At 35.2% G+C, this 25355-nt stretch carries 26 protein-coding genes and 1 pseudogene; 16 read left to right on the forward strand and 11 right to left on the reverse strand.

All coding sequences use genetic code 11. The features are described from left to right. Positions 1–34 precede the first annotated feature (34 nt). The 7 genes and pseudogenes from FNE73_RS15035 to FNE73_RS15065 form a co-directional block, all read left to right on the forward strand. Entirely contained in the window at positions 35–598 is a 564-nt protein-coding gene (locus FNE73_RS15035; RefSeq protein ID WP_143885381.1) for a nuclear transport factor 2 family protein, read from the forward strand. Then, the gene (locus FNE73_RS15040) at positions 588–1736 is read left to right on the forward strand and encodes a glutathionylspermidine synthase family protein (protein ID WP_143885382.1); all 1149 of its coding nucleotides are present in this window, start codon (positions 588–590) and stop codon (positions 1734–1736) included. The genes FNE73_RS15035 and FNE73_RS15040 overlap by 11 nt, the downstream gene beginning before the upstream one ends. 10 nt (positions 1737–1746) lie before the next feature. Continuing rightward, positions 1747–2352, forward strand: a complete 606-nt coding sequence (locus tag FNE73_RS15045; protein WP_143885383.1) for a hypothetical protein — start codon at positions 1747–1749, stop codon at positions 2350–2352. Between the two features lies 1 nt (position 2353). Continuing rightward, a complete protein-coding gene (gene speD, locus FNE73_RS15050; RefSeq protein ID WP_143885384.1) occupies positions 2354–2737 on the forward strand; it encodes an adenosylmethionine decarboxylase in 384 nt (127 codons plus the stop codon). 133 nt (positions 2738–2870) lie between these two features. After that, positions 2871–4757: a molecular chaperone HtpG gene (gene htpG, locus FNE73_RS15055; RefSeq protein WP_143885385.1), complete on the forward strand. Its 1887-nt coding sequence runs from the start codon at positions 2871–2873 to the stop codon at positions 4755–4757. Between the two features lie 85 nt (positions 4758–4842). After that, a complete protein-coding gene (locus tag FNE73_RS16940; protein ID WP_228430158.1) occupies positions 4843–4989 on the forward strand; it encodes a hypothetical protein in 147 nt (48 codons plus the stop codon). A gap of 269 nt (positions 4990–5258) precedes the next feature. Beyond that, positions 5259–5720: pseudogene (locus FNE73_RS15065) on the forward strand (IS982 family transposase); the annotation flags it as partial. Here the strand turns inward: FNE73_RS15065 and FNE73_RS15070 are convergent. Together FNE73_RS15070 and FNE73_RS15075 are read right to left on the reverse strand one after the other, a co-directional pair. Continuing rightward, positions 5717–6139 carry a murein L,D-transpeptidase catalytic domain-containing protein gene (locus FNE73_RS15070; protein WP_143885387.1) on the reverse strand — a complete coding sequence of 141 codons (423 nt, stop codon included), beginning with the start codon at positions 6137–6139 and terminating at the stop codon, positions 5717–5719. The pseudogene FNE73_RS15065 and the gene FNE73_RS15070 overlap by 4 nt on opposite strands. Further along, positions 6140–6838, reverse strand: coding sequence for a TIGR02117 family protein (locus FNE73_RS15075; protein ID WP_143885388.1), 699 nt, complete (start codon positions 6836–6838; stop codon positions 6140–6142). It lies immediately after the preceding gene. Positions 6839–7197: 359 nt separating this feature from the next. Here FNE73_RS15075 and FNE73_RS15080 point away from each other — a divergent pair, with 359 nt between their 5' ends. Next, positions 7198–7689 (forward strand): DUF456 domain-containing protein, encoded by a 492-nt coding sequence (locus FNE73_RS15080; protein ID WP_143885389.1) that lies wholly within the window; start codon positions 7198–7200, stop codon positions 7687–7689. 3 nt (positions 7690–7692) lie between these two features. Continuing rightward, on the forward strand, positions 7693–8178 hold the full coding sequence (locus tag FNE73_RS15085) for a hypothetical protein (protein ID WP_143885390.1): 486 nt from the start codon (positions 7693–7695) through the stop codon (positions 8176–8178). Here the strand turns inward: FNE73_RS15085 and FNE73_RS15090 are convergent. The 3 genes from FNE73_RS15090 to FNE73_RS15100 are packed head-to-tail and all read right to left on the reverse strand — an operon-like array spanning position 8165 to position 10009. Then, positions 8165–8806 (reverse strand): uracil-DNA glycosylase, encoded by a 642-nt coding sequence (locus FNE73_RS15090; protein ID WP_143885391.1) that lies wholly within the window; start codon positions 8804–8806, stop codon positions 8165–8167. The genes FNE73_RS15085 and FNE73_RS15090 overlap by 14 nt on opposite strands. Before the next feature lie 3 nt (positions 8807–8809). Continuing rightward, complete coding sequence (locus FNE73_RS15095; RefSeq protein WP_143885392.1) at positions 8810–9481, reverse strand: hypothetical protein; 672 nt, start codon at positions 9479–9481, stop codon at positions 8810–8812. Next, positions 9482–10009 carry a GNAT family N-acetyltransferase gene (locus FNE73_RS15100; RefSeq protein ID WP_143885393.1) on the reverse strand — a complete coding sequence of 176 codons (528 nt, stop codon included), beginning with the start codon at positions 10007–10009 and terminating at the stop codon, positions 9482–9484. It lies immediately after the preceding gene. A gap of 188 nt (positions 10010–10197) precedes the next feature. On the opposite strand from FNE73_RS15100, the gene FNE73_RS15105 reads away from it, so the two are divergent. Continuing rightward, the gene (locus tag FNE73_RS15105; protein ID WP_143885394.1) at positions 10198–12345 is read left to right on the forward strand and encodes an endonuclease MutS2; all 2148 of its coding nucleotides are present in this window, start codon (positions 10198–10200) and stop codon (positions 12343–12345) included. Between the two features lie 154 nt (positions 12346–12499). Here FNE73_RS15105 and FNE73_RS15110 read toward each other — a convergent pair whose 3' ends face one another. After that, positions 12500–13750: a dicarboxylate/amino acid:cation symporter gene (locus tag FNE73_RS15110; protein ID WP_143885395.1), complete on the reverse strand. Its 1251-nt coding sequence runs from the start codon at positions 13748–13750 to the stop codon at positions 12500–12502. Positions 13751–13959: 209 nt separating this feature from the next. Between FNE73_RS15110 and FNE73_RS15115 the strand changes: the two genes are divergently transcribed. Both FNE73_RS15115 and FNE73_RS15120 read left to right on the forward strand, forming a co-directional pair. Continuing rightward, positions 13960–14442: a BON domain-containing protein gene (locus tag FNE73_RS15115; protein ID WP_143885396.1), complete on the forward strand. Its 483-nt coding sequence runs from the start codon at positions 13960–13962 to the stop codon at positions 14440–14442. Positions 14443–14448: 6 nt separating this feature from the next. Next, the gene (locus tag FNE73_RS15120; RefSeq protein ID WP_143885397.1) at positions 14449–14868 is read left to right on the forward strand and encodes an SH3 domain-containing protein; all 420 of its coding nucleotides are present in this window, start codon (positions 14449–14451) and stop codon (positions 14866–14868) included. 69 nt (positions 14869–14937) lie between these two features. Here FNE73_RS15120 and FNE73_RS15125 read toward each other — a convergent pair whose 3' ends face one another. The 4 genes from FNE73_RS15125 to FNE73_RS15140 form a co-directional block, all read right to left on the reverse strand. After that, positions 14938–15495: a thioredoxin family protein gene (locus FNE73_RS15125; protein ID WP_185147362.1), complete on the reverse strand. Its 558-nt coding sequence runs from the start codon at positions 15493–15495 to the stop codon at positions 14938–14940. 75 nt (positions 15496–15570) lie between these two features. Continuing rightward, positions 15571–15960, reverse strand: coding sequence for a hypothetical protein (locus FNE73_RS15130; RefSeq protein WP_143885399.1), 390 nt, complete (start codon positions 15958–15960; stop codon positions 15571–15573). Positions 15961–16029: 69 nt separating this feature from the next. Further along, positions 16030–16500 carry an Lrp/AsnC family transcriptional regulator gene (locus tag FNE73_RS15135; protein WP_089742365.1) on the reverse strand — a complete coding sequence of 157 codons (471 nt, stop codon included), beginning with the start codon at positions 16498–16500 and terminating at the stop codon, positions 16030–16032. Between the two features lie 134 nt (positions 16501–16634). Further along, positions 16635–21422 carry a translocation/assembly module TamB domain-containing protein gene (locus FNE73_RS15140; RefSeq protein ID WP_143885400.1) on the reverse strand — a complete coding sequence of 1596 codons (4788 nt, stop codon included), beginning with the start codon at positions 21420–21422 and terminating at the stop codon, positions 16635–16637. 4 nt (positions 21423–21426) lie between these two features. On the opposite strand from FNE73_RS15140, the gene tsaD reads away from it, so the two are divergent. From tsaD to FNE73_RS15155, 3 genes are read left to right on the forward strand one after another with little or no spacing between them, the layout of a single operon-like run. Then, positions 21427–22443, forward strand: a complete 1017-nt coding sequence (gene tsaD / locus FNE73_RS15145; protein ID WP_143885401.1) for a tRNA (adenosine(37)-N6)-threonylcarbamoyltransferase complex transferase subunit TsaD — start codon at positions 21427–21429, stop codon at positions 22441–22443. Beyond that, the gene (locus FNE73_RS15150; protein ID WP_143885402.1) at positions 22443–22853 is read left to right on the forward strand and encodes a hypothetical protein; all 411 of its coding nucleotides are present in this window, start codon (positions 22443–22445) and stop codon (positions 22851–22853) included. The genes tsaD and FNE73_RS15150 overlap by 1 nt, the downstream gene beginning before the upstream one ends. A 56-nt stretch (positions 22854–22909) precedes the next feature. Further along, complete coding sequence (locus FNE73_RS15155; RefSeq protein WP_143885403.1) at positions 22910–23605, forward strand: RsmE family RNA methyltransferase; 696 nt, start codon at positions 22910–22912, stop codon at positions 23603–23605. On the opposite strand, the gene FNE73_RS15160 is transcribed toward FNE73_RS15155, so the two are convergent. After that, positions 23602–24273, reverse strand: coding sequence for a TrmH family RNA methyltransferase (locus tag FNE73_RS15160; protein ID WP_143885404.1), 672 nt, complete (start codon positions 24271–24273; stop codon positions 23602–23604). The two genes, FNE73_RS15155 and FNE73_RS15160, sit on opposite strands and share 4 nt — an antisense overlap. Positions 24274–24328: 55 nt before the next feature. Between FNE73_RS15160 and FNE73_RS15165 the strand changes: the two genes are divergently transcribed. Continuing rightward, positions 24329–25345 carry an asparaginase gene (locus FNE73_RS15165; protein ID WP_143885405.1) on the forward strand — a complete coding sequence of 339 codons (1017 nt, stop codon included), beginning with the start codon at positions 24329–24331 and terminating at the stop codon, positions 25343–25345. Positions 25346–25355 lie beyond the last annotated feature (10 nt).

Here is a 25355-nt window from a genome sequence, read left to right on the forward strand (position 1 = left end):
ATCTTTATATTTGATTTTAAACTTATTTCCAAATATGAAGAAAAATTCTTTTACTATTTCTATATTTTGTAAAAAAAATATTCTCTTCCCGGTAATGGCATTCAGCCTGCTTAGTTTACAAAGCTGCGGCGGAGACGGGAGTCCCAGAATTAAAGACGGTGAATCGGTTACCATTAAAGAATCATCCAAAGGAACAGTTACCGAGGTTGAAGAAGTAAAACCCGGTGATGATTTTAAAATTATTGATGAAAAAATCATTGACGATAAAACGAAATCTACCGCAATAGTACATTATCTCAACGGAAAAACAGACACCCTGTCTCTTCAGAAACTGAAAAGTGAGTCACAATCCGGCAACCACACTCATTCAGCACTCAGAGGAGTATTAATGTATTCGCTTGCTTCTGCATTCTTCAGCAGAAATCTCGCCAACACAACTCCCAATTCAAGCTATTACAAAAGTGCAGATGCATATAACAAATCTACCGGTCTGAAAAATGATATGGTAAAAACAGCAACCTCCCGCAGAGTAATGACTCCGGGAAGAGCATCCAGAGGATACGGCGCAGGAAAATCTTTCAGATCTTATGGAGGATAACAGGTTTCAGGAAATAAAAAAGATCCGCAAAAAAGATATGCCGGTTCAGCTGCAGTGGTTTGCAGATGAAGATTATCTGTTTGAAGAAGTATTGGGTCTTCATACTTCTGAGGTCAGCAAATTTACCTTCATCGCACAGGAAGCGTATTCAGTTTTTGAAAAAGCGACTGATAAAATCATTCGGGACAGAAATCTCCATCTTTTGGATATCCCGCAGTTTTTCCATGGAATCATTGAAAAAACATGGAATGACAGAAAAAAGCATCCTCTTTTGTACGGAAGATTTGACATCAATGGCGGAATTGATGAAAGAAACGCAAAAGTTATCGAATTCAATGCAGACACCTGCTCAACTCTCCCTGAAACCATTTTATGGCAAAAACTTCAGCTGGAACATATCAAATCTCCGATGGGGCAGTTGAATAGACTGGAGCGCGATCTTGAAAGCACACTTTCAGATCTTAAGAAAAATATCCCGTACGAAAAACCCTATTTTTTGGCATCTTCATTTGGTCACAAAGAAGACAGGCTCAACTGTGATATGGTTCTGAACGCTGCGTATAAAGCAGGTTATGATGTTTTTTATACTGATTTGGAAAAAGTAACATTTTCTGACGAAGGCATTTTCTTTGAAATTGGCGGAGAGTTTCAGCCTGTAGATGTCTGGTTTAAAATGGTTCCGTGGGACTGGATGTTCAACGAAGAACCTGAACTCGCAAAGCTGCTTATCGAAATTATTGAAAAAGATCTGGCAATTATTCTTAATCCTCCATACACCGCTGTATGGCAGAATAAATTATTTCTGAATTACATTACCCAGCATTTCCCCAATACTTTTATTGCAGAAACTTACGACAGTTCTTCCTTTCTTGCAGGAAAAGACTATGTAGAAAAACCTGTTTACGGAAGAATGGGAGAAAATGTAAAAATTGTGCATAAAAACATTCAGTCTGAAGGAGATTTTGCAGGACAGAAAAAAATCTATCAGCGATATTATCCTTTAGATAAGGATCGGGAAAACTACTATTATCAGGCAGGCATTTTTTATACTTTCCAGCCATCTGCCATTAATTTCAGAGCAGAAAACAGAGAAATCATTACCAATAATTGTGAATTTGTATCACATTATATCATTTAAAATTAAAAACATGAAAAATATATTCTTAATACTTTTTGCAGCCTTTGCATTGTGTTCCTGCGGAAAAGGAAGTGTAGATCTTGCTATTGATAATCCTACCGATCATTCAATAATTGTAAAAGTAGACACCCTTACAGTAGAAGTTCCCGCAAAAGAAGTGGTATGGGTAGAAATGGGAAAAGGTGAACATCTTATAACCTTGGAAGACAATACTAAAACAAAATACAATTTTACCCAGAATGCCTATTTTCTTAATCCGACCAGAAATGAATATCTGAAAACTGAAGAATTCTATGGAAGTCCTTCTTTTCAGAACAGTTATGCGCATAAACTTCCCAATAAAAAAATAGAATTTTACGGAATGCCGCTTGAAGGAAATTTCGATGTGGTAAAAGACCTTATCAATCCTATCTCATGGGATTACGGACCGAGAGAAGAGCTGCCGGAAATGCTTGAAATGGAAGAACAATATGAGGTTATGGTCAAATTATATGACCTGAATGAGTTTGCCAACTTAATTACCAGAGCGTCTGAAGAAGCACAACTCAACAGCGAAGATTCAATATCTTCCGACAGCATCAATGCAGCGCCGCCCGTAAGCCAATCTACCAACTAATATGATTTCAGATTATCATACCATCGGCTACCATACGATTTGGGATATTTACGGATGTAATATTCAGAAGTCATCTTTTGTTCCGGAAATAAAAATAATTCTCAACAAAGTTGTTGAAGAGTTAAAGTTGGGGAAAGTGCAGGAAGCATATAAACAGTTTCAGCCATTTGGTGCAACAGGCTTTATCTTGTTGGAAGAAAGCCACATCAGCATTCATACATGGCCAGAAAAAGAGTTTGCTGCAATAGATGTATTTTCCTGTAAGCCTTTTGATACGGAAAAAATTAATTCTATTTTAAAAGATTTTTTTGAAACTGACGAGATCAATACGAAGGTCATTACAAGAGGTGAACTTACCAGGATGAAAACTGCAAGTCCGAACTGATTACCGATTTATAAAAATTAAAACATAAATCACCTGAATGCGGGTGATTTTTTTATTAGTTATGTCAAAATGGCAGATTGAAAGCCATGGTATTTTTTTTGAGAAACATAAGAAAATTTAAAATCAAATAATTATGACTAAAGGAAATATTAATGTTTCAGTGGAAAACATTTTTCCGTTGATTAAGAAATTTCTTTACAGCGATCACGAAATATTTTTAAGAGAATTAATTTCCAATGCAACAGATGCAACTCTTAAATTGAAACATCTAACCTCAATTGGTGAAGCAAAGGTAGAGTACGGAAATCCTAAAATTGAAGTGAAGATTGATAAAGAAAACAAAAAACTTCATATCATTGATCAGGGAATCGGGATGACCGGCGAAGAAGTGGAAAAATACATCAATCAGGTAGCTTTTTCGGGTGCTGAAGAATTTTTAGAAAAATACAAAGATTCTGCTAAAGATTCAGGAATTATCGGGCATTTCGGACTTGGTTTTTATTCTGCATTTATGGTGGCAGAAAAAGTAGAAATCATTTCTAAATCTTATAAAGACGAACCGGCTGTACACTGGGTTTGTGACGGAAGTCCTGAGTTTACTTTAGAAGAGACAACTGCAAAAACTGACAGAGGAACAGAAATTATTCTTCATATTGCTGAAGATTCTACCGAATTTTTAGAAGAATTCAGAATCCGTGAATTACTGACCAAATACAACAAATTCATGCCTGTTCCAATTAAATTCGGAACAAAAAAAGAAACGCTTCCTTTACCTGAAGGAGCAGCAGAAGATGCGGTTGCAGAAACTGTTGACGTTGATAATATTATTAACAATCCTACTCCGGCGTGGACAAATGCTCCAAGTGAATTAAAAGACGAAGACTACAAATCGTTTTACCATGAGCTGTATCCTATGCAGTTTGAAGAGCCTTTATTTAATATTCACCTGAATGTAGATTATCCTTTCAATCTCACAGGTATTTTATATTTCCCAAAACTCAGCAATAATCTGAATATTGAAAAAGACAAAATTCAGCTTTATCAGAATCAGGTTTTTGTAACGGATGAGGTAAAAGGCATTGTTCCTGACTTTTTGATGCTGCTTCGCGGAGTTATAGATTCTCCGGATATCCCGTTGAATGTTTCCAGATCTTATCTTCAGGCAGATGGTGCGGTAAAGAAAATTTCTTCTTACATCACCAAAAAAGTTGCCGACAAAATGGTTTCATTGATTAATGAAAACCGCGAAGATTACGAGAAAAAATGGAATGACATTAAGATCGTTATTGAATACGGAATGATTTCTGAAGAAAAATTCTTCGAAAAATCAGACAAATTTGCATTATATCCTACCAGCGAAGGCAAATATTTCCTCTGGAACGAACTGGAAGAAAAAATAAAACCGATACAAACCGACAAAGACGGCAATCTGGTAATTTTATATTCTACCAATGCAGACGAGCAGCATTCTTACATTCAGTCGGCTAAAGATAAAGGCTATGAAGTACTGTTATTAGACTCTCCTATTGTTCCTCATCTTATTCAAAAACTGGAAACATCTAAAGAGAAGATCCAGTTTGCAAGAGTGGATGCAGACCACATCAATAATCTGATTAAAAAAGATGAGCCTGTTATCTCAAAACTCAACGAAACAGAGAAAGAATCTTTAAAGAAAACGGTTGAAGAATCTATCAATGATAAAAAATTCACCGTACAGCTTGAAGATTTAGACAGTACAGATGCTCCTTTCACTATTACCCAGCCTGAGTTTATGCGCAGAATGAAAGACATGCAGGCGACAGGAGGCGGCGGAATGTTCGGAATGGGAGGTTTTCCTGAAATGTACAATTTGGTGGTAAACTCCAACAGTGAGTTTGCTTCAAAAATTTTAGCAAACGAAAATGCTGAAGAAAAGAATAATCAGATAAAATACGCTTTGGATCTCGCAAAATTATCGCAGAATTTGCTGAAAGGTAAAGAACTTACGGATTTTATCCAGAGAAGTTATAAGCAGCTATAAAAACTATACACTTATAATCAGCAAGAGCCTCGACTTTGTCGAGGCTCTTTTTTTAATATTCAGATTACATTACTTATAAATCCACATGAGAACAGGTTTACTCTGTTTTTGCAGAAGCGCATCAATTTCCTTCATGGCGTTATTGGAAACTGTAGGACAGCCCCATCCTTCCGGTGAGCCGCTTGGAAAATTTCTTCATCGCTCATCAATTCCCAGGAATGGAACACGATAAATCTTTTCAGCGCATTGCTGTTTGAATCTTCCATGCCGTGCATCAGATATTTTACATGAATACCCCAATCGCTGTAGCCTCTTCCCGACAACTTATATTTAACCTGAGTTCGGGATAAGAAAAGTGAATAAAATTTTCATAAAATAGCAATAATTCGTATATTTAAGTTTCTGACATTCAAATATTTAAACGAATTACTGCTATGGATTTGAAAGACCAAATTACAAATATTTTTGTACAAATTGATGATTTTTGTAAGGAGTTTGAGGTTTTATGGCTTCAAATTACATCTGGTATGCAATGAAAAAGGGGAACTTTTATCCTTCTATGTAACGAAAGGAAATGTTGACGACAGAGATCTTAAGCACATTAAGAGTATGACCATGCAGCTTTTTGGAAAATTATTTGCAGATAAAGGATACCTTTCAAAAGCCCTTTGGGAGGTGCTTTTTGCAGATGGAATTCAACTATTTACAAAACTTAGAAAGAATATGAAAAATCATATTATGAAAATGGAAGACAAGATTTTGCTTAGAAAAAGAGCCATCATTGAGACTATAAATGATGAATTAAAAAACCATTGTCAAGTAGAACATACCAGACATCGAAGTGTTAATAATTTTATGATCAACATTTTGGGAGCACTAACTGCTTATTGCTTCTTTCCCAAAAAACCGTCACTCAATTTAAAAAAAGTAAATGACGGTCAATTATTTTTAAACTTCGCTTAAACCGAACTCAGGTTATATTTACCTAAAGAGGAAAGGTGGCTGCCATCTTCATTGCTGAATTTGGGTTGGTCTTTTGACTCGTCTTTGCTCCATGAGTTTATTCCGCAGCCGTGACCAACAAGATAATTTCCCAGCGTTTTCTGGCTTTTAAAATCCCACACTATAAACCTGTTGACTCCCGAATGGAGGCTCATATCAATCAGGATGCAGATTTCAGTGCTTAGTTTTTTAGACTTAGCAAATTCCAAAGCCTCATTTGCTTTGTTTGTTGTTTTAACTAAATCAATACTTGGTTTTTCCAGTTCTGCAATACTGGCGTCTTCAAAAACTATTTTTTTCTGAGTATTGATAAGCTGATCTTTTGTGCATGATAAAAGCACTAAAGAAAATATGATAATAAAATATGACTTTAAGATCATCTATTTGTAATGTAAAAATATTCCATAATCAGAAGGTGTCCAAAATGCGGCTTTTTGTTCGGCGGCTTTCAGTGCGTCATTTGCCCAGGTATTGCAGGTGTTCAGAAAACTGTACCTGCCTTTAGCATCATAAAAGGCATCATTATCACCGTAGACAGCATTCGTAGGAATAAGAATATAATTTCCCAGATCGTCTTTATCAAATTTAGCATCCACAAAATCAATTAGTTTCCTGTACTGACTTCGGCTGACCATTATTTTTTTGCAATCAGCAGCTTCCGTCATATTTCGATAAAAAGAACAGTGCATTGCAGATTCGCTCATCCAAAAAGCAGCCTTGAAAGCTGTTGAAAATTTCAGATCTGCCCAGGTCGGCGTGTCCAAGTAAAAGCCTTTGTCACCCCACCCTATTCCCACAAACTGATAATCTGTCTTTTCAGATTTTGTATCCGAAAAAGGAATTTTGGAACTCCAGTCATGAATATCATTTTTTACAGGCATCACAATATCGGTATGCACACCGTTTGTATAAATATAAATCGGAATTTCTTTAGTTTCTCCATCATCTTTCTCCGAAACTTCAATAAACGGCAGCAAATATCCTAACAGTGCGTAGATGAGGATAATTCCGATTAAAATACCAGTAACTTTCAGCAGGACAATTACAACCGACTTTATACTCAAATTTTTAATGTACATAAACAAAATTTAATTTTATTTTTTGCTAAAAGTATTTATTTTAATTGAGAAATTGATTAAATTTAGTTATCAAACATTCACAAATATGCATAAAAAACCAAAATCTCAGAAAAGGTTTAAAATCAGAGTAAAAACAGCTCCCAAAAGATCGCAGAAAAAACGCTGACTTTAATTTTTTAATACAAACCTATTCCTGATTTCTCCGGATCTTTTCGGAGATCAACAAATACCATCGTCTCTTATCACTCATTTTTTAGGGAATTTAATTTCCTGAAAATAATTAATGTTTCGTTATTAACTCCTATTTTGAAACCGTAGCATACTTTTTGTGAAACAACCTTGATTTTATTTTTACATTTATGGATCATTCATTAATTACTTTATTCAGCATTATTCTTTTAATATTAGGAATTTTGGGTACATTCTTACCAATTTTACCCGGATTGGTACTGAGTCTTGCCGGTCTTTTAATCTACAAATACGGAACAGATTCCGATCTCTCCATGATTTATATCTGGGCATTTGTTATTTTAACTCTTGCTTCAGCGGTTCTTAATTATGTTATTCCGGCAAAAACAAACAGGAAATATGGCGGCACACGTTGGGGAAGCATAGGATCTGTGATAGGAACTATTGTAGGAATGTTTTTACCGATTCCGCTGGGTTTTCTATTTGGAATGTTTGCGGGAGTTTTTGTAGGTGAATTATTGCATGACAGTAAAGATCTTACCAAAGCCTGGAAATCTACTAAAGGAGCTTTTATAGGTTTTCTTTACGGAACAGGATTCAATCTTGTAGTTGGGATTGCCATGTTATTGGTAGTTTTGCTTGACGTTTTTAATATTTTATAAGTTATGAAAGAAAAAGAACTCTTATTATTTGCGATTATCCTATTGGTAAACTGCAGCTCTCAAAAAAGTGTTTCTCAAAGATCTGCAGCATCAGAAAAATCTTCTACGGAAGGTCAAAATATTATTTATTTAAAGGAAGGTGAAAATAAATTTCTGAAAGAATATCAGATGAATGTAACTTTCAGGGGAATTTCTGAAGACAGCCGTTGTCCGCAGGGAACACAATGTATCTGGTCGGGAGTTGCTGTTGCAGATATAGAACTGATGAGCACAACGAGCCGTCCTGTAATGGTAAGACTTTCCACGCAGGAGGTTGCAGGAAAAGACTATCATAAATCGCATTATTTTAACGGATATAAAATATCGCTGATGAAACTCACGCCCTATCCAACGGAAAAAAGTAATGTAAAATCGTTACCCGGACAATACAAAATAGGGATTTCTCTTACTAAAGATCCGGAAATACGAGATACAACTACCACGAGATAGATTTCTTTCCTTTTGAAATTAAATATTCATTGATTTTTGAAAAAGGTTGACTCCCGAAAAATCCTCTGTGAACAGAAAACGGAGAAGGATGTGCAGACTTTAATATAAAATGTTTAGCTGGATCTATCAGTTCGGCTTTTTTTTGTGCAAAAGCGCCCCATAAAACGAAAACTACATTTTCTTTTTTATCTGAAATTTCTTTAATAATAAAATCTGTGAATTTTTCCCAGCCTAAATCTTTATGTGAATTGGGAGAATGTGCACGAACCGTTAAAGTAGCATTCAGCAATAAAACGCCCTGTTTTCCCCAATCATCCAGCTCTTTTGAAGTTCTTTCAATTCCCAGATCATTTTTCAGTTCAGTAAAAATATTTTTAAGCGATGGCGGCGCTGTTACCTGTTCGGAAACCGAAAAACATAAACCATTTGCCTGAAAATCATTATGATAAGGATCCTGACCAATGATAACCACCTCAATATCTTCAAATGGTGTGATTTCCAATGCTCTGAAAATCTGATTTTTTGGCGGAAAAACTTTTGTTGTGGCGTATTCCTGTTTTACTTTTTCCCAAAGATTGGTAAAATATTCTGTGTTTTTTATCGGGGCTAAAATTTCTGTCCAGGTCATTGTTTAATATTTATTAATTGCTTTTATATTCTCAACATAGTTATATTCTAAAATCCCTTCAGAAAGAGTCAGCTCAATCAGTTGATTATCTGAAATTTTTTCATAAAGTTCTTTATCAATATCCAGTCGCTCATCTTTGTCAAATTCAGTTTTAATAAATATCTCATAAGATGTACCTCCTTTTGAGCCTTTATTAATATATTTTTTATTGATTTCAATTCTCTCTTTTTTATCGCTCGAAATAGAAAATCTATAATTAATATAAATACTTAAAGATGGTATCAATAATAAAAAAAACAAACAAAGACCCAGAATATTATTTCTTTTTAATTTATCATCATTAAAGGTGTAGTAAAATGAAAGAATATAAACTGTTAAAACGCTAAAAATAAGACTTACGAAAGCAGATCTCCAAAACAATTCATAGCCTCCGATGGTATTTTCAAAATATCTGCCAAATATCAAAATAATAAATAGGGGTATTAAAGGTATCCATTCAAAATTTTTATCTGTTCTTTTTCCTAATTTTTTATTATTGAACTTTAGAATTAAATCTGATAAATTGTACGACAATAAAACAAAAAATGGTAGAGAAATAAACATATATCCAAAATCCTGTACTGAAAAAAGGAGAATGAGAATACTTATTAGAATTGCAATAATATTTTTCGACATTTAAAGTGAATAATTATCAATTATTTTCTTCCTCAAACTAAAAACCAAATTATCCGGAAAACCTTCATCAGTTCTGCCTTTTTGTAAAACAAAGTCATGTTTCGAGAGAAGTCCTTTTGAATTTTCGTTAAACATATTGGTAAAAGCTAAAATCTCCTTCAAATTTAATTCATTAAAACCAAAATCTAAAACCGCAGACAAAGCTTCAGACATAATTCCTTTTCGGTGATAATCGGGCAATAATTCGTAACCGACTTCTGCTTCAGTCCGGTCTTCGGAAAATCTGTACAGACAAATGGTTCCTAAAAGATTTTGTTGGTTTTTATAAGTAATTCCGAAGTAAAAAGTTTCATTATTCTGAACTCTTTTTTTAATGGTCAAAATAAAATCCAGCGCATCGTAATTTGTCTTTGGCGAAACTCTTTGTACAAACCGATTGACCATTTCATTGCTTCTGATCTTTAAAATATCTTCAACATGGCTTTCGTTAATGGGTTTTAAACTTAGTCTTTCTGTTTCTAATTTCATCAATCAAATATACAGATATTACGGTTACTTTAAATTTATTTCGTCTTTCTGAGTTTAAAAACGACCCTAATAATTTTCATAAGAATTTCAGAATATTTTTTGATTTTAATACTCATATTAACAAAATTTGAATTTTTAATTATCAAATTAACTCATTTTCAAATTTTCAAATTAATTATCTTTGCAATGTGTATATAGATAAAGAAGATTTAGACGAATTGGAATTTCCGCAATTGCTCGCGGAAATTTCTCCCTTTGCATATTCTCCGAAAACAAGAGAAGAAATCCTTCAGCTCCGTCCGATGAAAATAGATGAGGCTGAGCTGTCCCTGAAAAAAACTTCAGAATATCTTTCAAGCTTTGAAAGCTCCAACGCCATTCCGTTTAGTGAATACGAAGATATTGAAAGTGAGCTAAAATTGATGCTGATCGAAAATTACCGATTAGAAAACGCTGCTTTCATCAAAATAAAAACACTTACGGAGCAAATCGGAAAACTGCAGAAATTTTTCCCGACAATGCCGGAAACATTTCCTACTTTGATGCAGAATGTTTCTGTGCTGGAATTTAAAAAGGAAATTATTGATAAGATTGATAAAGTATTCAACCGTTTCGGAGAAGTAAAAAGTGAGGCATCCCCTATTCTGAAAGGACTGAGAACGGAGATTCAGCATGCTAAAAAAGCGATTACCGAGAATTTCAACAGAGCTTTATTCAATTACGGTCAAAGTGAGTTTTTAGATGATATCCGGGAAACGATTATTGACGATCAAAGAGTTCTGGCTGTAAAATCGGGATTCAAGAAAAGAGTTCAGGGAAGGGTTTTAGGACTTTCAAAAACCGGTTCCATTACTTATATTCAGCCTGAAAGCGTAGTGAAGCATTATTTTAAACTTCGCGAAAGTCAGGAAGAAGAAAAAAAAGAAATTGATAAAATTTTAAGACAGCTTACAGCGGAATTAGCAGAATTTCAACCTCAGCTTTGGAGATATCAGCAATACATTTTTGATCTTGATTTAACTAGAGCCAAAGCAAAATTTGCCAATCTTATCAACGGAATTTTACCCAAAATAAACCGCCATAAAACATTAAGGTTAAAAGATGCTTTCCACCCATTATTGTTTCTAAGAAATAAAGCGGAAAATAAAGTGATTTTCCCTCAATCGTTAACGTTCACCGAGCATAACAGAATTATTTGTATCTCGGGACCGAATGCGGGCGGAAAATCAATCACCCTGAAAACTGTTGGATTGCTCCAGTTAATGATTCAGAGCGGCATTCTGGTTCCCGTACATCCGAAGTCGGAAATGTTTTTCTTCGACAAAATCATGACGGACATTGGTGATAATCAATCTATCGAAAATCATCTTTCCACCTATTCGTCACGATTAAAAAAGATGGGAGGAATCATCCGTGAAGCTGATGCCGAAACCCTTTTATTGATTGATGAATTTGGTACAGGTTCAGATCCTGAATTGGGTGGTGCTTTGGCAGAAAGCTTTCTGGAATTTTTCTATGATAAAAAAAGTTTTGCCATCATCACAACCCATTACACCAACATTAAACTGGTTGTAGAACAGCTTCCGAATGCTCAAAATGCGGCAATGCTGTTCAATGAAGAAACTCTGGAACCTATGTATAAGCTGGAAGTAGGACAAGCCGGAAGTTCATTTACCTTTGAAGTGGCAGAGAAAAATAAAATCCCAAGATTTATCATTCATTCTGCCAAGAAAAAAGTGGAACATGATATTGTGAATTTAGATAAAACCATTGTAAAACTTCAACAGGAAAAATACGAGGTCGAAAAGCTGAAGACTGATCTTGCTGAAAGAAAGGAATCTGTAGAAGACAAGCGTGACAATCTGCAAAAGCTGAATGACCAGCTTCAGCAAAAGCTGTTCAACTTTCAGAAACTGTATGAAGAAGAGCATCGTAAATTACAGTTTGGCAATAAGATAGAATCTTTTATTGACAGCTATGTAAAAGGAAAATCCAGAAAAGATGTGGTAAAAGATTTTGTGAAAATTCTGGAACAGGAAAAATTCAGAAAAATCGGTGCGGATAAAGACGAATCTAAAAGGCTTCAAGTTGTTAAAAGAAAAATTACCCAACAGCTGAAAAAAGAAGATGTGATTGAAAAAATTACTGAAACCAACGAAAAGCTTGAGGAAAAACGTAAAACCGATCGCTCTGTCTGGATGAAGATAGGTCAGCGTGTGAGAATAACCGGAAGTACCAGTGTGGGAACGATTGAAAAAATATCTAAAAATAAAGTAGTTGTAAATTACGGCACTTTTAAAACGACGATTGACGGAGACGAATTAGAAAGAATTTAATTACATAAAAAAATTTGCAAATCTAGATTGGAAAACATGAACTCTAGCATACATTAAAAGCATTCGACTTGTTAATAATGTAGTATTTCAAAAAATAAAGGCAAAGCTTAAAAGTTAATTTAGCTTTGCCTTTTTATATTAAAATTTAGAACTGCTACAAATCTCCGCCGTGGCTGTCAAGCTGACCTTCCCATTTTGAAACGGCTGAAGTTGCCAAAGCATTTCCTAAAACATTCGTCATACTTCTTCCCATATCGCAGAAGTGATCAATCGGCAAAATCAACGCAATCCCTTCAGGCGGAATTCCAAACATGGAACAAGTTGCCACGATGATTACCAGACTCGCTCTCGGAACTCCTGCAATTCCTTTTGAGGTAAGCATTAAAACTAGAAGCATCGTCACCTGCTGTCCGACAGACATATCAATTCCGTAGATCTGAGCAATAAAAATGGAAGCAAAGGTCATATACATCATACTTCCGTCCAGATTGAAAGAATATCCTAAAGGTAAAATAAATGATACAACTCGGTTATTACAGCCAAATCTTTCCAGCTCTTCTACCAGTTTTGGAAAAACTGCTTCTGAACTTGTCGTAGAAAAAGCAATAAGCAACGGTGATTTTATTCTTCTTAATAGATCAAAAAGACGGCGTCCTAAAATCATATATCCTACCAAGAGCAGAACCAGCCACAAAATTCCTAAAGCAAAGAAAAAATCCCGCAGATAAATAGCGTAGACTTTAAATATTTCAAAACCATTGGTCGCAACAACTGCCGCAATAGCTCCTAAAACTCCCAAAGGAGCAAACCACATAATGTAGCCTACCATTTTCAAAATCCCGTGTGCCACAACATCAAACAGCTTAATTACAGGCTGTGCATAATCATCCCCTAAGTTGGCTAAAGCAACTCCAAACATGATAGAAAATACTACGATCTGCAGCACTTCATTCGTTGCAAAAGCTTCAAACAAACTTTTAGGAATAATATGCTTTACAAAATCTTCCAGAGAAAAACCTTTGCTGGATTTCACTAATTCTTCTGCGGATGAAGCATCCTGAATAGGAAGTTTGGTAACATGTCCCGGTTCAAGCCAGTTAACCAAAACCAAACCAATGAAGAGAGAAACCAATGAAGCAGAAATAAACCACAGCATTGCTTTTGTACCTACCCTTCCAATCATCTTGATATCGCTCATTTTTGCGATTCCCACAACAAGCGTTGTAAATACAAGCGGAGCGATAATCATTTGTACTAAACGGATAAAGATGGTTCCCAAGAGCTTGATGTTTTTAGAAAACGGCTCTGCGCTTTCAGGATAATTAATATGCACCAAACCGCCGATGGCAACACCAATTACTAATGCTACAATAATAGCAACGAATAATTTATTTTGTCCTTTCATATATATAGTTCAAGAAAGGCAAATATAATGCTTTAATTATTTAAGCCTGAATTTTTATAAAAAATTGCTCACCAAATAAATAATAAATTAAAAACACAGAAAATGAAAAACTTACAGCAATGCTACCATATATTTCTTTCATTTTTGATCTGTTGGTACAAAATTTATTATTACATTTGGTTCTAATTAAAACATTAAATTAATCAATTATGAAAAAAACAATCGCAATATCTGCTTTAGCTTTAGCAGTATCGTTTGGATCTATTTCGTGTAAAAAGAAAGTTTCTGATGCTGATCTGCAGACTCAGGCGACAACAGTTGTAACGGCAAATCCGGGAGCAAGTGTGGAAATAAAAGATGGTGTTGCACACCTGAGCGGAACTTTTGCATCGCAGGAAGAAAAAGATGCTGCAATTAAATCTTTGAAGGAAATAAAAGGAGTGAAAGATGTACATGATATGGCTAAAGTAGAAGCAGCTCCAATGCCGGTAGAAACCGCATCTGCTGTAGACCCTATGATTCAGCAAAAAGTACAGGATGCCGTAAAAGATTTCCCTTCTGTAAAAGTTGAAGTAATTAACGGTGAATTAACTCTGACAGGAAATGTATCTTCTGCTCAGGCTAGAAAAATTAAAGAATCTGTAGATGCTTTAAAAATCGGAAAGTATAACAATAACTTAGTTGTAAAATAAGAAATCATGAGTACATTACAAGATAAATATGCAAGCGTAGTTTCAGCAGCTCAGTCTGCCGGAGTAAGCAATCTTCAGGTTCAGGAGCAGGACGGAATCCTTTATATTTCCGGAGGTGCATCCAATACTGCGACGAAAGATGCGGTATGGAATGCTTTGGGAGCAATAGATTCTACTTACTCTGCTTCAGATATTAATATTGATGTGCAGGTTACTGGTCTTGCAGCAGGAACAAGCCTTACTGTTGCTACCGAAGAATCTAATCTAAACATCAGACAGGAGCCTTCTACTGAGGCGGCTGTTGTTGGGAAAGCAGCAAAAGGAGAAACCATTACTTTGGTTGAACAGACTTCTGATGACTGGTGGAAAGTGAAAACCGCAGACGGAGAAGAAGGTTATGCTTATTCAAGATATTTGAGAGCTTAGTATTTCTAATTATAATAAAATACCCTGAAAAAAATTTCAGGGTATTTTTAATTTTAATGGATAAAATAGCTATTTCCATTTTATATTACAGCCCATACTTGGTCTCTGAATTTCTTCCTGTGCTTCGCCCAATAATAAATTTTCAAAAGCAATGATCAAGTCTTCACCAGTTACATCTTTGTTATTTCCAGGTCTGGAATCATCCATTTGCCCTCGGTAGACAAGATCCAGTTTTTCATCAAAGAAAAAGAAATCCGGGGTGCATGCTGCATCATAAGCTTTTGCAATTGCCTGACTTTCGTCGTATAAATAAGGAAAATCAAATTTTCTTTCGATCTGAAATTCAATCATTTTTTCCGGAGAATCTGCAGGATATTTTTCTACATCATTTGAGTTGATTGCAATAAACTCAATTCCTCTTTCATTGTAATCCTCGTAAAGTTCCGTCAGTTTATCAATAACGTGAAGAACAAACGGACAATGATTGCACATAAAAATTACCAGTGTTCCTTTTTCTCCTTTCAGGTCATGAAGAGATTGCACTTCATTACTTTTTGATGGGTTTGGAAGCTCAAAAAAGGGAGCTCTTGTTCCCAGATCTATCATTTTAGAGGGCGTGTTCATAATTTTATTTTTATAATGTCAAAATTAAAGATTCTGACGGAGAGTACCAAGATTAGTTAAATGCAACAATTTATATTCCTATCTGAAAAACTTCCACTTCGGAATAATTGCCAACATTCCGAATCCTGTAAAGAGAAACAGATTGGTAACATCAGAATATAAAAATGTGGAAAGATAATAGTTATGCATAAAAAAATGCGCAAGAAGCATTACAGGAAACAGTACAATTCCTGCTTTCCGGTAAAAAAACATCAGAACAATTCCTACAATCATCAAGATATCTACCGAGAAAATCAGATAAAAATATCCTTTAGGAATGTTCAGGCTTTCATGCTGAAGATATTCGTCAAAATCCAGTCCGATTCCCATGAATGTAAATACAAGCAGAGAAGCCAGAGCCAGAATAAAACCCCATCCTTTTTTTGGATCTTCGTCAAAATAACTGTATTCTTTATATTCCTTTTCCATAATGCAAAAATAAAGAACTTATGAATGATTTCATAAGTTCTTTGGTATTTATATCGTTTGAAGTTTAGACTAAATTGAGATTGCGTTGATCAATCTGTTTTTATCACTAAGATATTCTTCCATAGAGATCATACTTTCAGTTCTCATTACATCCTGAATGTCATCTATCTGATAAATAATTCTCTTAGCATCGTTAGTATTCTTAGCTTTTACTTTGCAGAAAATGTTATATTTCCCGGAAATAACGCTTGCTTCGATAACATTTGGTATGCTTGATAACTCTTTCAAAACCTCCTGAGTACGGTTTGATTTCGTTAAAAGAATTCCTATAAAAGCCGTGAAATGATAATCTAATTTACCATAATCAAGGTTGAGAGATGATCCTAAAATAATACCTGCATCTTCCATTTTCTTTACCCTTACGTGAATTGTACCCGCAGAAACGTCCATCTGCTTAGCAATTTCTGTAAAAGGCATTCTTGTATTTTCTACCAGAAAATCAAGAATTTTCTTGTCTATTTCGTCCAGTTGATAGTTCATATTAGTGAAATTATATTTTTCCTAAAAAATCTTTAATTTTTTTACAAAATTAAAAAAAATAATTAAACTAAAAAAATTATATTAAACATTAACAATAATTAACACGGATGATAAAAATCATTAAAAAATTCTAACTATTTAAGCATTGATTTTACAGAATCTGTTTTTATTGAGACGGAGTCGGCTCCTTTCTTTTTATCTTTTTTCTTCTTTTTGAAGAAAGAATTAAAGCTTTTACTCCATACAATACCACCTCCATACGCCTGATTTGCAGCACCATTTGTCCCAACAGTTCCCACTCCCATTCCGATATTGGTTGGCTTTGAATAACCTCTTACAACAAGCGTTCCGTCGTTTTTCTTAGATATATCATATTCTATAGAACCTTCACCGGACAAATAATTGTTGTTGGCAGTTTCAGTTCTGGTTAAAGGAATTCCCAAACCAGTTTTTACCGTAACCCTCGAAGAAAGATCAAAACTTACTCCTGCATTGGCTCTGTCACCAAAATTGGATAACTGATCTCCTCTTACATAATTCAAATCAATCTGAAATTCGTTACTCATTGTATTCAAAACCGATCCTAATTGTTTCAGGAGCATATTGTATCCCGAAGATTCAGCAACACCAACGGCATCAATATTGACACCTCCTGAGTTGGTTACATTAAAAGAATTAAGAAGAAGAATAGACCCAAACTGCAAAACATTTTCTCCTTCAGTCTGATTGATTCTGGCTGCCAAAGTTTCTTTTACCTGACTGGATACGTCCAGTGCCGTAACATTCAGATCAATCTTAGGATCATTTAGAGTATTGGTAATTTTTGCCTGAAGCAAAACATTAATTGGCTGTAACTGACCCATATTCAAATATTGTCCTGCGTTAGAAACCGTTCTCACATAGTTTGCAGTTATATCAAGAGCGGGTCTCATTGCATCACCATCCCATCTTATACTGCTGTTTTTCTGAATCTGAAATGTTCTGTTGAGGATAGCCTTAGAAACAAAAGTTCCGCTTTCTACCATATATGCTCCATTCATGGCAATATTTCCCTGTCTGCTCATCTGGAATTTCAAATTTCTTGCCGCACCTTTCACGCTGATGTTTCCTGCATCGTCTCCAACTAAAACATTCACCGTAGTTCCTTTATCTACATCTACATTGAAATCAATATTCATATTGGCGCCTGTCTTTTTCTTTTCTTCTAAAGTAATAAGACCATCTTTCCCCTCTTTTAAGAAACGAAGCATCTTAAACTCATCTACATTAGAAGTAGAACTGGAGTTGAATGTAAAGGTACTTCCGTTCAAGGCTTTCATGTTAGGTGTGGAAAGATTAAGTGCTGAAACCGGACCGTCCACATAAAGATCACCCTGACCAAAAACTCTTCCCCAGAACAAATCATAGTCTTTTTGAGTAGTATTAAGCATCAAAAGATTATCTGCTCTCATTACAAGGTTAACTCCCATTGAAGACAGGGTTTCAAACTGGATTGCTCCGGAAATTGTTCCTTGCGAATTGGCTCTTCCGTCACGAACTCCGATATTATTTAAGATTGCAAGACCACGCGAAAGCGAAATAACCGTGTCATCAAAAGAATAGTCTACCCCTGTAAAAAGAAGTTTCAGTCCAAAATCTTTTAAGGCAATATCACCACTATAATCAAGATTTTTTAATGTTCCGTTGATTTTAAGATCGCCGGTAGCCTTACCTCTCAGATTACCGAATATAGACTGTACAAATTGCTGAGTAAAAGAAAGATCAAAGTCTCTGAGTTCGGTATTAAAATCAATGGTTGGTGATGAGGTATTGTTATTTACCGTACCTGTTAAGTGAAGATTATTCCCTCCCAATACTCCTGCAGAAGCAACTCTTACGTCTACATCATATACATTAAGCGAAAATCCGTTAACTGCTGAAATAGTAACATCTCCCATATCATTACCATTCATCATAATGTTATCTACCGTGAGATCTACCAAAGGCTGCAATGTATTCTGATCCATCTTAATCTTCACATTTCCGTTTGCAAGACCTTTTATATCCATCAGATTTCCTTCTGCCTGCATTTCAAACAATTTTTCAATAGCAAAATTTTCTACCTCAGCATCTACATAAAAATCTTTTGCTGACTTGAATGTAGATTCATTAATCATCAGTGAGCTGTCATCAGAATAAATTTTAAGATTTCTGATTTCAAAATCTGCGGTATTTTTTCTGTAACTGATGTAATGATCCAGTTCCGGACTGGTGTCAACTGCCCATTTTGTATTGTTAAGCGTTATTTCTGTAGGTTCAAACCTAAAAATATAATCCCCTGCCGAATTGGTAGACTGATTAAAATTAACAGCGTAAGACTTCAGGTTTTCCTCTATTTCATCTTGCGGACTTCCATGATTAAAACTTGTAGATATTCTGAGCAGAGAACCATTATCATTCTTCCCGGTAAGGATAAGATCTCTGAAAATATTTTTATTGTATTCTAATCTGTTGACTTTAGCATAAAGCTGCTGATCTGCATTTGCAGTATTAATTCTCACCATGACACTGTCAACCATAGCGCTGTCTCTCGTTATCCTGATCCGGTCATCAATTTTGTATTCAGGATTGGTTTCCGCTAAAAGTCTGTCTGCTTCGGAAATTTCTTCCTTTTTTGTCATGATGTACTTAAGCGAAGATGCATCTAAGTTTAAAATCAGATTGTTGGAATCGCCATCATACTCTCCCTGTACTTTTGCGCCTTGTGGCAGCTTCAGATCCGGGAGAAAGTAAGCAATAACGCCTTGCTCCACATCAAAATCCATTACAAAATCCTGTCCGCGGTACAGTTTTCTCGGCTCTGGACCAACTAAAATTTTACCAAGACCGTTTTCTAGCATTCCGGCAAGGTCTGCAAGATTGTATTTCCCTGAAATTTTTCCGTTTACAGCTCCGGGCGCATTGATCAGGATTGATCGGTTGCCGTTTTCAGTAAATGTTTTTAGCTGAGCCGTCGGAATATAGTATTTCTGATCTGCTGTTGCAAAATTTACGTTTGAAGCCTCTACATCCAGCGTAAGATCATTAATGTTTGACATTGCCATTTTGCCATTTACTTTCCCGCTTACAATCTGACTTCCGGCCTCACCTGAGAAATAATTGATATTTAAATGAGCAATATCGGCATCTACATTAGCTGAAATTCTTGATGTGCTGAAATCTATCAGTCCTTTTATTGTAGCTTTCGCCTGCTCATCATTTACTGTAATCAAACCGTTGTATTTTTTATGATCTAAAAGACCATCCAATACCACATTATTGATTTCTTTATCCATAATTTCAATACTCGAAATCTGAGATTTTGTACTCAGCCGCATTGTATTGACATCAAAACTTTGTCCGTCCAGATTAAATTTACCCGAAATCAGTCCTAAAGATTTATTTTTAGTAATTACAGAAGTATTCAGATCATTTACCTCTGCATATCCTTTATATTTAGGGAGAGCCGAGCTGTAATCAGATAAAGAAAAATTAGAAATTTTAGCCTGCCCGATTCCTGTCATGAGATTACCGGAAGATACATACACCTGTTTCGGTGTAACTCTTGCTGCACCATTGTATTTCAGTTTACCAAAATCATCAGCAAAGTTTTTCATTTTTGACGAAACAAATGTCGGCATCATTGCTTTCAGATCTTTGTAAGTAAAATCTGTTGAAAGATCATTGGTTTCAATGAGAAAATTGCCTTTCAATAAATCTTTCGCTTTAAGCTTTTTTGTTGCGATATTGACACTTGGGTTTCGTATCAGGAAATTTTCCAGGGTAAAATTATTTAAAGGTCCCGTCATTTTTCCGCTTGCATTAAACGGAATAAAATTATCCCAACTGGTAACAAAGTAGCTTATATCGTATCCGCTTAACTGACTTCCCAGTTTCATATTCATATCCCAGCTTACTTTATTTGTAAAATCTGCCCATGAACCTTTATTCAGGTTAAATTTAATATATCCCTGAAGAAGCGAATGATCTGTATTTAATGTTAAATCCGCCAAAGACAGATAATCCTGAGTCATGGAAAAATCGGTAGAAAAAGTTTCAACAAAATGAGATTTCCCCCATCTTTTGGTGACAAATGTGAAATTATCAATACGTGCGGTAATATCCGTTCCGTTAACTTTAACTTTCGGAGCAATTAAATTTACATTATCTGCAGTAAGCCACTTCCCCGCTTCACCGGAAGAGTTTTGATTAACAATAGAAACTTTTGAGTTAAGAATCTCTAGTCTTGCATTAAGCTGAAATGGAGGCTTTTTCGGATCTCTTTTCTTCCCACTGTCAAAAAGCTGTGTAAATCTTATGAAATTGGAAATACTGTCTTCTTTGTATGTGATTACTTTAACATCGGCATTGTTGAGGGTAAGCCTGCTGAAACTTAAAGAATTATTTTTACCGATATTTGTTGCTAATGAAAACCAGTCAGAATCTGCAATAAATTCTTTGGATGTAATAAAATCCAAACCTTTATAATCTTTTATTTTCAGACCTTTAATTGTTACATCTCCAAAAAAATTAACCTCAACACTTTCGGTAGACATTTCAGCTTTAAAGTCTCTGTTAACAATCTGCAGTGCCTGATCTGCCGCCCATCTTTTTGTTACAGGTAAATTAATGGCGATAAGAATAAGAATAACAAGCGATAATACTTTCCAGAAGAGTATCAGCAAAAGTTTTGCCCACCACGAGTAGCTGACTACATCTTTTGCAGCCTGCTTTCCAAATTCCTGAGCTGTATCTATGGGGTGGTTTATTGCATCAGAAGCAAACTCAGCAGCTTCTTTTACCGTTCCCTGAACATTTTCAACCGTTTTCTGTACCTGATCGCCCAAGTTTTCAGCTACCGATTTTTTGTTCTCATTTTCGTTATTATTCTCTAACTTTGCCATTATTATGAGCGACTCTATAATTTTAGGTATCGAATCATCTTGTGACGACACTTCAGCTGCTATTATCAAAGGAAATTGTATCCTTTCGAATATTGCCGCCAATCAGGAAATCCACAAAGAATATGGCGGCGTGGTTCCTGAACTTGCTTCCCGTGCACATCAGCAAAATATCATCCCTGTTGTGGAAAAATCGATACTCAAAGCAAATATACAACAAAATGCAATCTCTGCCATAGGCTTTACAAGAGGTCCCGGACTTTTGGGTTCTCTTCTTGTGGGAACGTCTTTTGCCAAATCACTTGCCATGAGTATGGATGTTCCTTTAATAGAAGTAAATCATCTTCAGGCACATATTTTAGCGCACTTCATCGACGATGCAAATCCTGTGCCGCCCAAATTTCCGTTTTTATGCCTCACCGTAAGCGGCGGACATACCATGATTGTTCTCGTTAAAGATTATTTTGACATGGAAATTATTGGTAAAACCACTGATGATGCAGCAGGCGAAGCATTTGATAAAATCGGGAAAATTTTTGATCTTGATTATCCTGCAGGTCCTATTATCGACCGTTTGGCAAAAGAGGGAAATCCCGATGCTTTTAAATTTAATAAACCGAAATTAGATCAATACGATTATTCTTTCAGCGGAATTAAAACTTCTGTGCTTTATTTCATTCAGAAAGAAGTGAAGAAAAACCCTGATTTCATCAAAGAAAACATCAATGACTTGTGTGCTTCTGTTCAGAAATGTATTATTGAGATTTTGATGAATAAACTGGAAAAAGCTGCAAAAGATTTAGACATAAAAGAAGTTGCTATCGCAGGCGGAGTTTCTGCCAATTCCGAATTAAGAAAAGTAATGCAGGAGAATCACAAAAAACTGGGCTGGAATATCTACATCCCAAAATTTGAATATACTACTGACAACGCCGCAATGATCGCAATGGTTGCCCAGCTAAAATTTGAACGTGGCGAATTTACTGATTTGAGAACATCCGCAACTTCTAAATACGACCTGTAATGAAAATATTATTAGAAGAAAAAGTACTTGGTACACAATCTAAAAAGAACTCAAAATACTATTGGGTTTTAGAAACAGTCACAGGAAAAAATGAAGTTACACAAGAATTTGAAGGAGATGACTTTCAGATGACGAGTTCAGAAACAGGTTTTATTCAGAATGTAAAGGAAGAAATTATTGAAAAGATAAATTCCGAAAATGTTTTCAGCTTTGCTTATGAACCAAAAGAAGGAGATTATTTGTCGATTAAAAACAATTTAAGAAAAAATGAATATCTGAATCTGATTTTTATGAATAATTCATGGAAAGAAGAAATTTACATGTGTTCTTATCGTGATTGTGAAGGCGATATTTATACCACGATAAAAACCGGAGTGGCATTTATTAGCGAAAATGAGATATTTTTCTAATCAGTTTCGCAAAAATCAGTTTAATAACTCTGTCAGATTCTAAATAATTCTAAATAATGAAACTTTTTTTTGGAGAAATAAATAACGGTCAAGCAATCATCAACGAAGAAGAGCAACAGCATATTGTGAAAGTTCTGCGCATGAAAGATGGCGAAGAAATCCACGTGACCGACGGAAAAGGAAATCTTGCTTCCGGAACTCTAATTATCGAAGGAAAAAAGGCAGGAATTGAAATTACCGACATTAAAACTGAAACTCCTGATTTCAGCCCAAAACTTCATATTGCGATTGCGCCGACAAAAAATATTGACCGTATTGAATTTTTCGTGGAAAAAGCAGTAGAAATGGGAATTTCTGAAATCACCATTCTTCAAACCGAAAAAACAGAAAGAAAAAACATCAACAATGATAAAATCAGGAAGCAGGCAATTGCGGCTTCAAAACAAAGTCTGAGATTTCATTTTCCCATCATTAATGATCTGATTAAATTACCCGAATTTCTAAGAAATATCAATTCAGAAAATATTTTTGTAGCACATTGCAACGAAAATTTAGAGCGAATTAATTTGAACGAAATTCCAAAATTAGAAAATTATACTTTTCTGATTGGTCCCGAAGGAGATTTTTCGGATAAAGAAATTACATTTTTAGCAGAAAAAGGAGTTAAAGCTGTTTCATTGGGAAATCAACGATTAAGAACGGAAACTGCAGGAATTTTTGTTGCCGCCTGGAATTATAATAAGATGTTTTAGTAATTCAAATTATTATCCTTCAAATACTTATTAAAAATCTGTTCACCACTTCGCATAGAGTTTACCGCCCAGCGGATTTTCATTCTCAAAAGTTTTTCTTCATTCAGTTTGTAATCTAAATCAGATTTTATCAGCTTTTGCTTTAGTTCATACATACAGATGGAAGCTGCAACCGAAACATTGAAACTTCTCGTAAAACCATACATTGGAATTGCCAGAGTTTCATCTGCAAAATCTAAAATTTCTTCCGAAACACCTTCCATTTCAGTTCCGAAAACCAATGCAATGGGTTCTTTAATTTCATATTCAGGTAAAAATTTTGCATTTTTCTCTAAAGAAACCGCAACCATTTTATAACCTCTGTCCTTTATTTTCTGAAAAGATTCCATATTCCGGGGAAGTTTTTCTACCTCAACCCATGTATCTGCGCCTTTGGTAACCCTTAAATTAGGTTCAAAACTGTATTCTTCCTGTAAAGCAACCACTTTATGAAATCCACATGCTTCCACAGAGCGTACGATTGCCGCCGCATTTCTAAACTGATAAATATCTTCAATTACCGGCAGGATAAAATCTGAACTTTCAGGGGCGAAATGCTCTATTTTCCTCAGCCTTTCCTCTGTTAAAAACTGCTGTAAATATTCGTAAGTTTTTTCTAAATCTTTCATCTTCTTTCAAATCTTTGCAAATTAACGTAATTTTGAAATTCTAAGAAAAGTTTACATGAAAAGAAAAGTCCTGTTGATATATACCGGTGGAACAATTGGTATGGAAAAAGATTATGAAACCGGAAGTCTACGCGCATTTGATTTTGGAAATATTTTTGAGAAAATGCCGGAGATGAAGCTGATGGAATGCGAAGTTTTTGTACACCCTTTTGCCAAACCACTAGATTCATCAGATATGGGACCTGATGAATGGAAAATAATCACCAACTATATCTTTAAAAATTATGATGATTACGATGGCTTTTTGGTACTACATGGAACAGATACAATGTCTTACACGGCATCTGCTCTTAGCTTTATGCTGAAAGGACTGAAAAAACCTGTTATTCTCACAGGCTCACAGCTTCCCATTGGAGATCTGAGAACTGATGCGAAGGAAAACCTTCTTACCAGCATTTATTATGCAAGTTTATATGAAAACGATGAAGCTGTTATTCAGGAAGTTGCCATTTATTTTGAATATAAACTACTGAGAGGAAACCGTACTTTAAAATATTCTGCGGAATATTTTGATGCTTATGCAAGCCCAAATTACCCTATTCTGGGACAGTCTGGTGTACACCTTAATATTAATAAGGATAATCTTTTCAGAAACACAAAAAACGAGAATTTTCATATTGACGAGCATATTTCAGAAGATGTTTTGTTCTGGAGAATATTCCCTGGAATGAAATTGAACCATTTTAAGGAAATTCCTAAAATGAAAGTGCTTATTTTACAGGTTTTCGGCTCCGGAACTATTTTCAGCAGCGAAAAAACACTGGAAACCCTTCGGCAGATCAGAAACAACGGGACTGAAATTGTCGTCGTAAGCCAGTGTATTTCTGGCGGAATTTCTTTTGGAAAATATGAAAACAGTAATATTTTCTCCATAATTGGAGCCATCAGCGGGAAAGACATGACTGCAGAATCTGCGATTACCAAAGCAATGCACCTGATTGACAATCCCAACTATCAGGGAAGTTTTGCCGAAAATTTTTCTAAGAACCTTTGTGGCGAAATAACTGAATAATTTGTAAAAT

The sequence above is a fragment of the Chryseobacterium binzhouense genome, from assembly GCF_007474545.1.
GTDB classification, from domain to species: domain Bacteria; phylum Bacteroidota; class Bacteroidia; order Flavobacteriales; family Weeksellaceae; genus Chryseobacterium; species Chryseobacterium binzhouense.

Bases quoted from the DNA above. Each gene is read 5' to 3' on its own strand.
- FNE73_RS15035 (WP_143885381.1), top strand. From the start codon at position 35: ATGAAGAAAAATTCTTTTACTATTTCTATATTTTGTAAAAAAAATATT.
- FNE73_RS15040 (WP_143885382.1), top strand. From the start codon at position 588: ATGGAGGATAACAGGTTTCAGGAAATAAAAAAGATCCGCAAAAAAGAT.
- FNE73_RS15045 (WP_143885383.1), top strand. From the start codon at position 1,747: ATGAAAAATATATTCTTAATACTTTTTGCAGCCTTTGCATTGTGTTCC.
- speD (WP_143885384.1), top strand. From the start codon at position 2,354: ATGATTTCAGATTATCATACCATCGGCTACCATACGATTTGGGATATT.
- htpG (WP_143885385.1), top strand. From the start codon at position 2,871: ATGACTAAAGGAAATATTAATGTTTCAGTGGAAAACATTTTTCCGTTG.
- FNE73_RS16940 (WP_228430158.1), top strand. From the start codon at position 4,843: ATGAGAACAGGTTTACTCTGTTTTTGCAGAAGCGCATCAATTTCCTTC.
- FNE73_RS15070 (WP_143885387.1), bottom strand. From the start codon at position 6,139: ATGATCTTAAAGTCATATTTTATTATCATATTTTCTTTAGTGCTTTTA.
- FNE73_RS15075 (WP_143885388.1), bottom strand. From the start codon at position 6,838: ATGTACATTAAAAATTTGAGTATAAAGTCGGTTGTAATTGTCCTGCTG.
- FNE73_RS15080 (WP_143885389.1), top strand. From the start codon at position 7,198: ATGGATCATTCATTAATTACTTTATTCAGCATTATTCTTTTAATATTA.
- FNE73_RS15085 (WP_143885390.1), top strand. From the start codon at position 7,693: ATGAAAGAAAAAGAACTCTTATTATTTGCGATTATCCTATTGGTAAAC.
- FNE73_RS15090 (WP_143885391.1), bottom strand. From the start codon at position 8,806: ATGACCTGGACAGAAATTTTAGCCCCGATAAAAAACACAGAATATTTT.
- FNE73_RS15095 (WP_143885392.1), bottom strand. From the start codon at position 9,481: ATGTCGAAAAATATTATTGCAATTCTAATAAGTATTCTCATTCTCCTT.
- FNE73_RS15100 (WP_143885393.1), bottom strand. From the start codon at position 10,009: ATGAAATTAGAAACAGAAAGACTAAGTTTAAAACCCATTAACGAAAGC.
- FNE73_RS15110 (WP_143885395.1), bottom strand. From the start codon at position 13,750: ATGAAAGGACAAAATAAATTATTCGTTGCTATTATTGTAGCATTAGTA.
- FNE73_RS15115 (WP_143885396.1), top strand. From the start codon at position 13,960: ATGAAAAAAACAATCGCAATATCTGCTTTAGCTTTAGCAGTATCGTTT.
- FNE73_RS15120 (WP_143885397.1), top strand. From the start codon at position 14,449: ATGAGTACATTACAAGATAAATATGCAAGCGTAGTTTCAGCAGCTCAG.
- FNE73_RS15130 (WP_143885399.1), bottom strand. From the start codon at position 15,960: ATGGAAAAGGAATATAAAGAATACAGTTATTTTGACGAAGATCCAAAA.
- FNE73_RS15135 (WP_089742365.1), bottom strand. From the start codon at position 16,500: ATGAACTATCAACTGGACGAAATAGACAAGAAAATTCTTGATTTTCTG.
- FNE73_RS15140 (WP_143885400.1), bottom strand. From the start codon at position 21,422: ATGGCAAAGTTAGAGAATAATAACGAAAATGAGAACAAAAAATCGGTA.
- tsaD (WP_143885401.1), top strand. From the start codon at position 21,427: ATGAGCGACTCTATAATTTTAGGTATCGAATCATCTTGTGACGACACT.
- FNE73_RS15150 (WP_143885402.1), top strand. From the start codon at position 22,443: ATGAAAATATTATTAGAAGAAAAAGTACTTGGTACACAATCTAAAAAG.
- FNE73_RS15155 (WP_143885403.1), top strand. From the start codon at position 22,910: ATGAAACTTTTTTTTGGAGAAATAAATAACGGTCAAGCAATCATCAAC.
- FNE73_RS15160 (WP_143885404.1), bottom strand. From the start codon at position 24,273: ATGAAAGATTTAGAAAAAACTTACGAATATTTACAGCAGTTTTTAACA.
- FNE73_RS15165 (WP_143885405.1), top strand. From the start codon at position 24,329: ATGAAAAGAAAAGTCCTGTTGATATATACCGGTGGAACAATTGGTATG.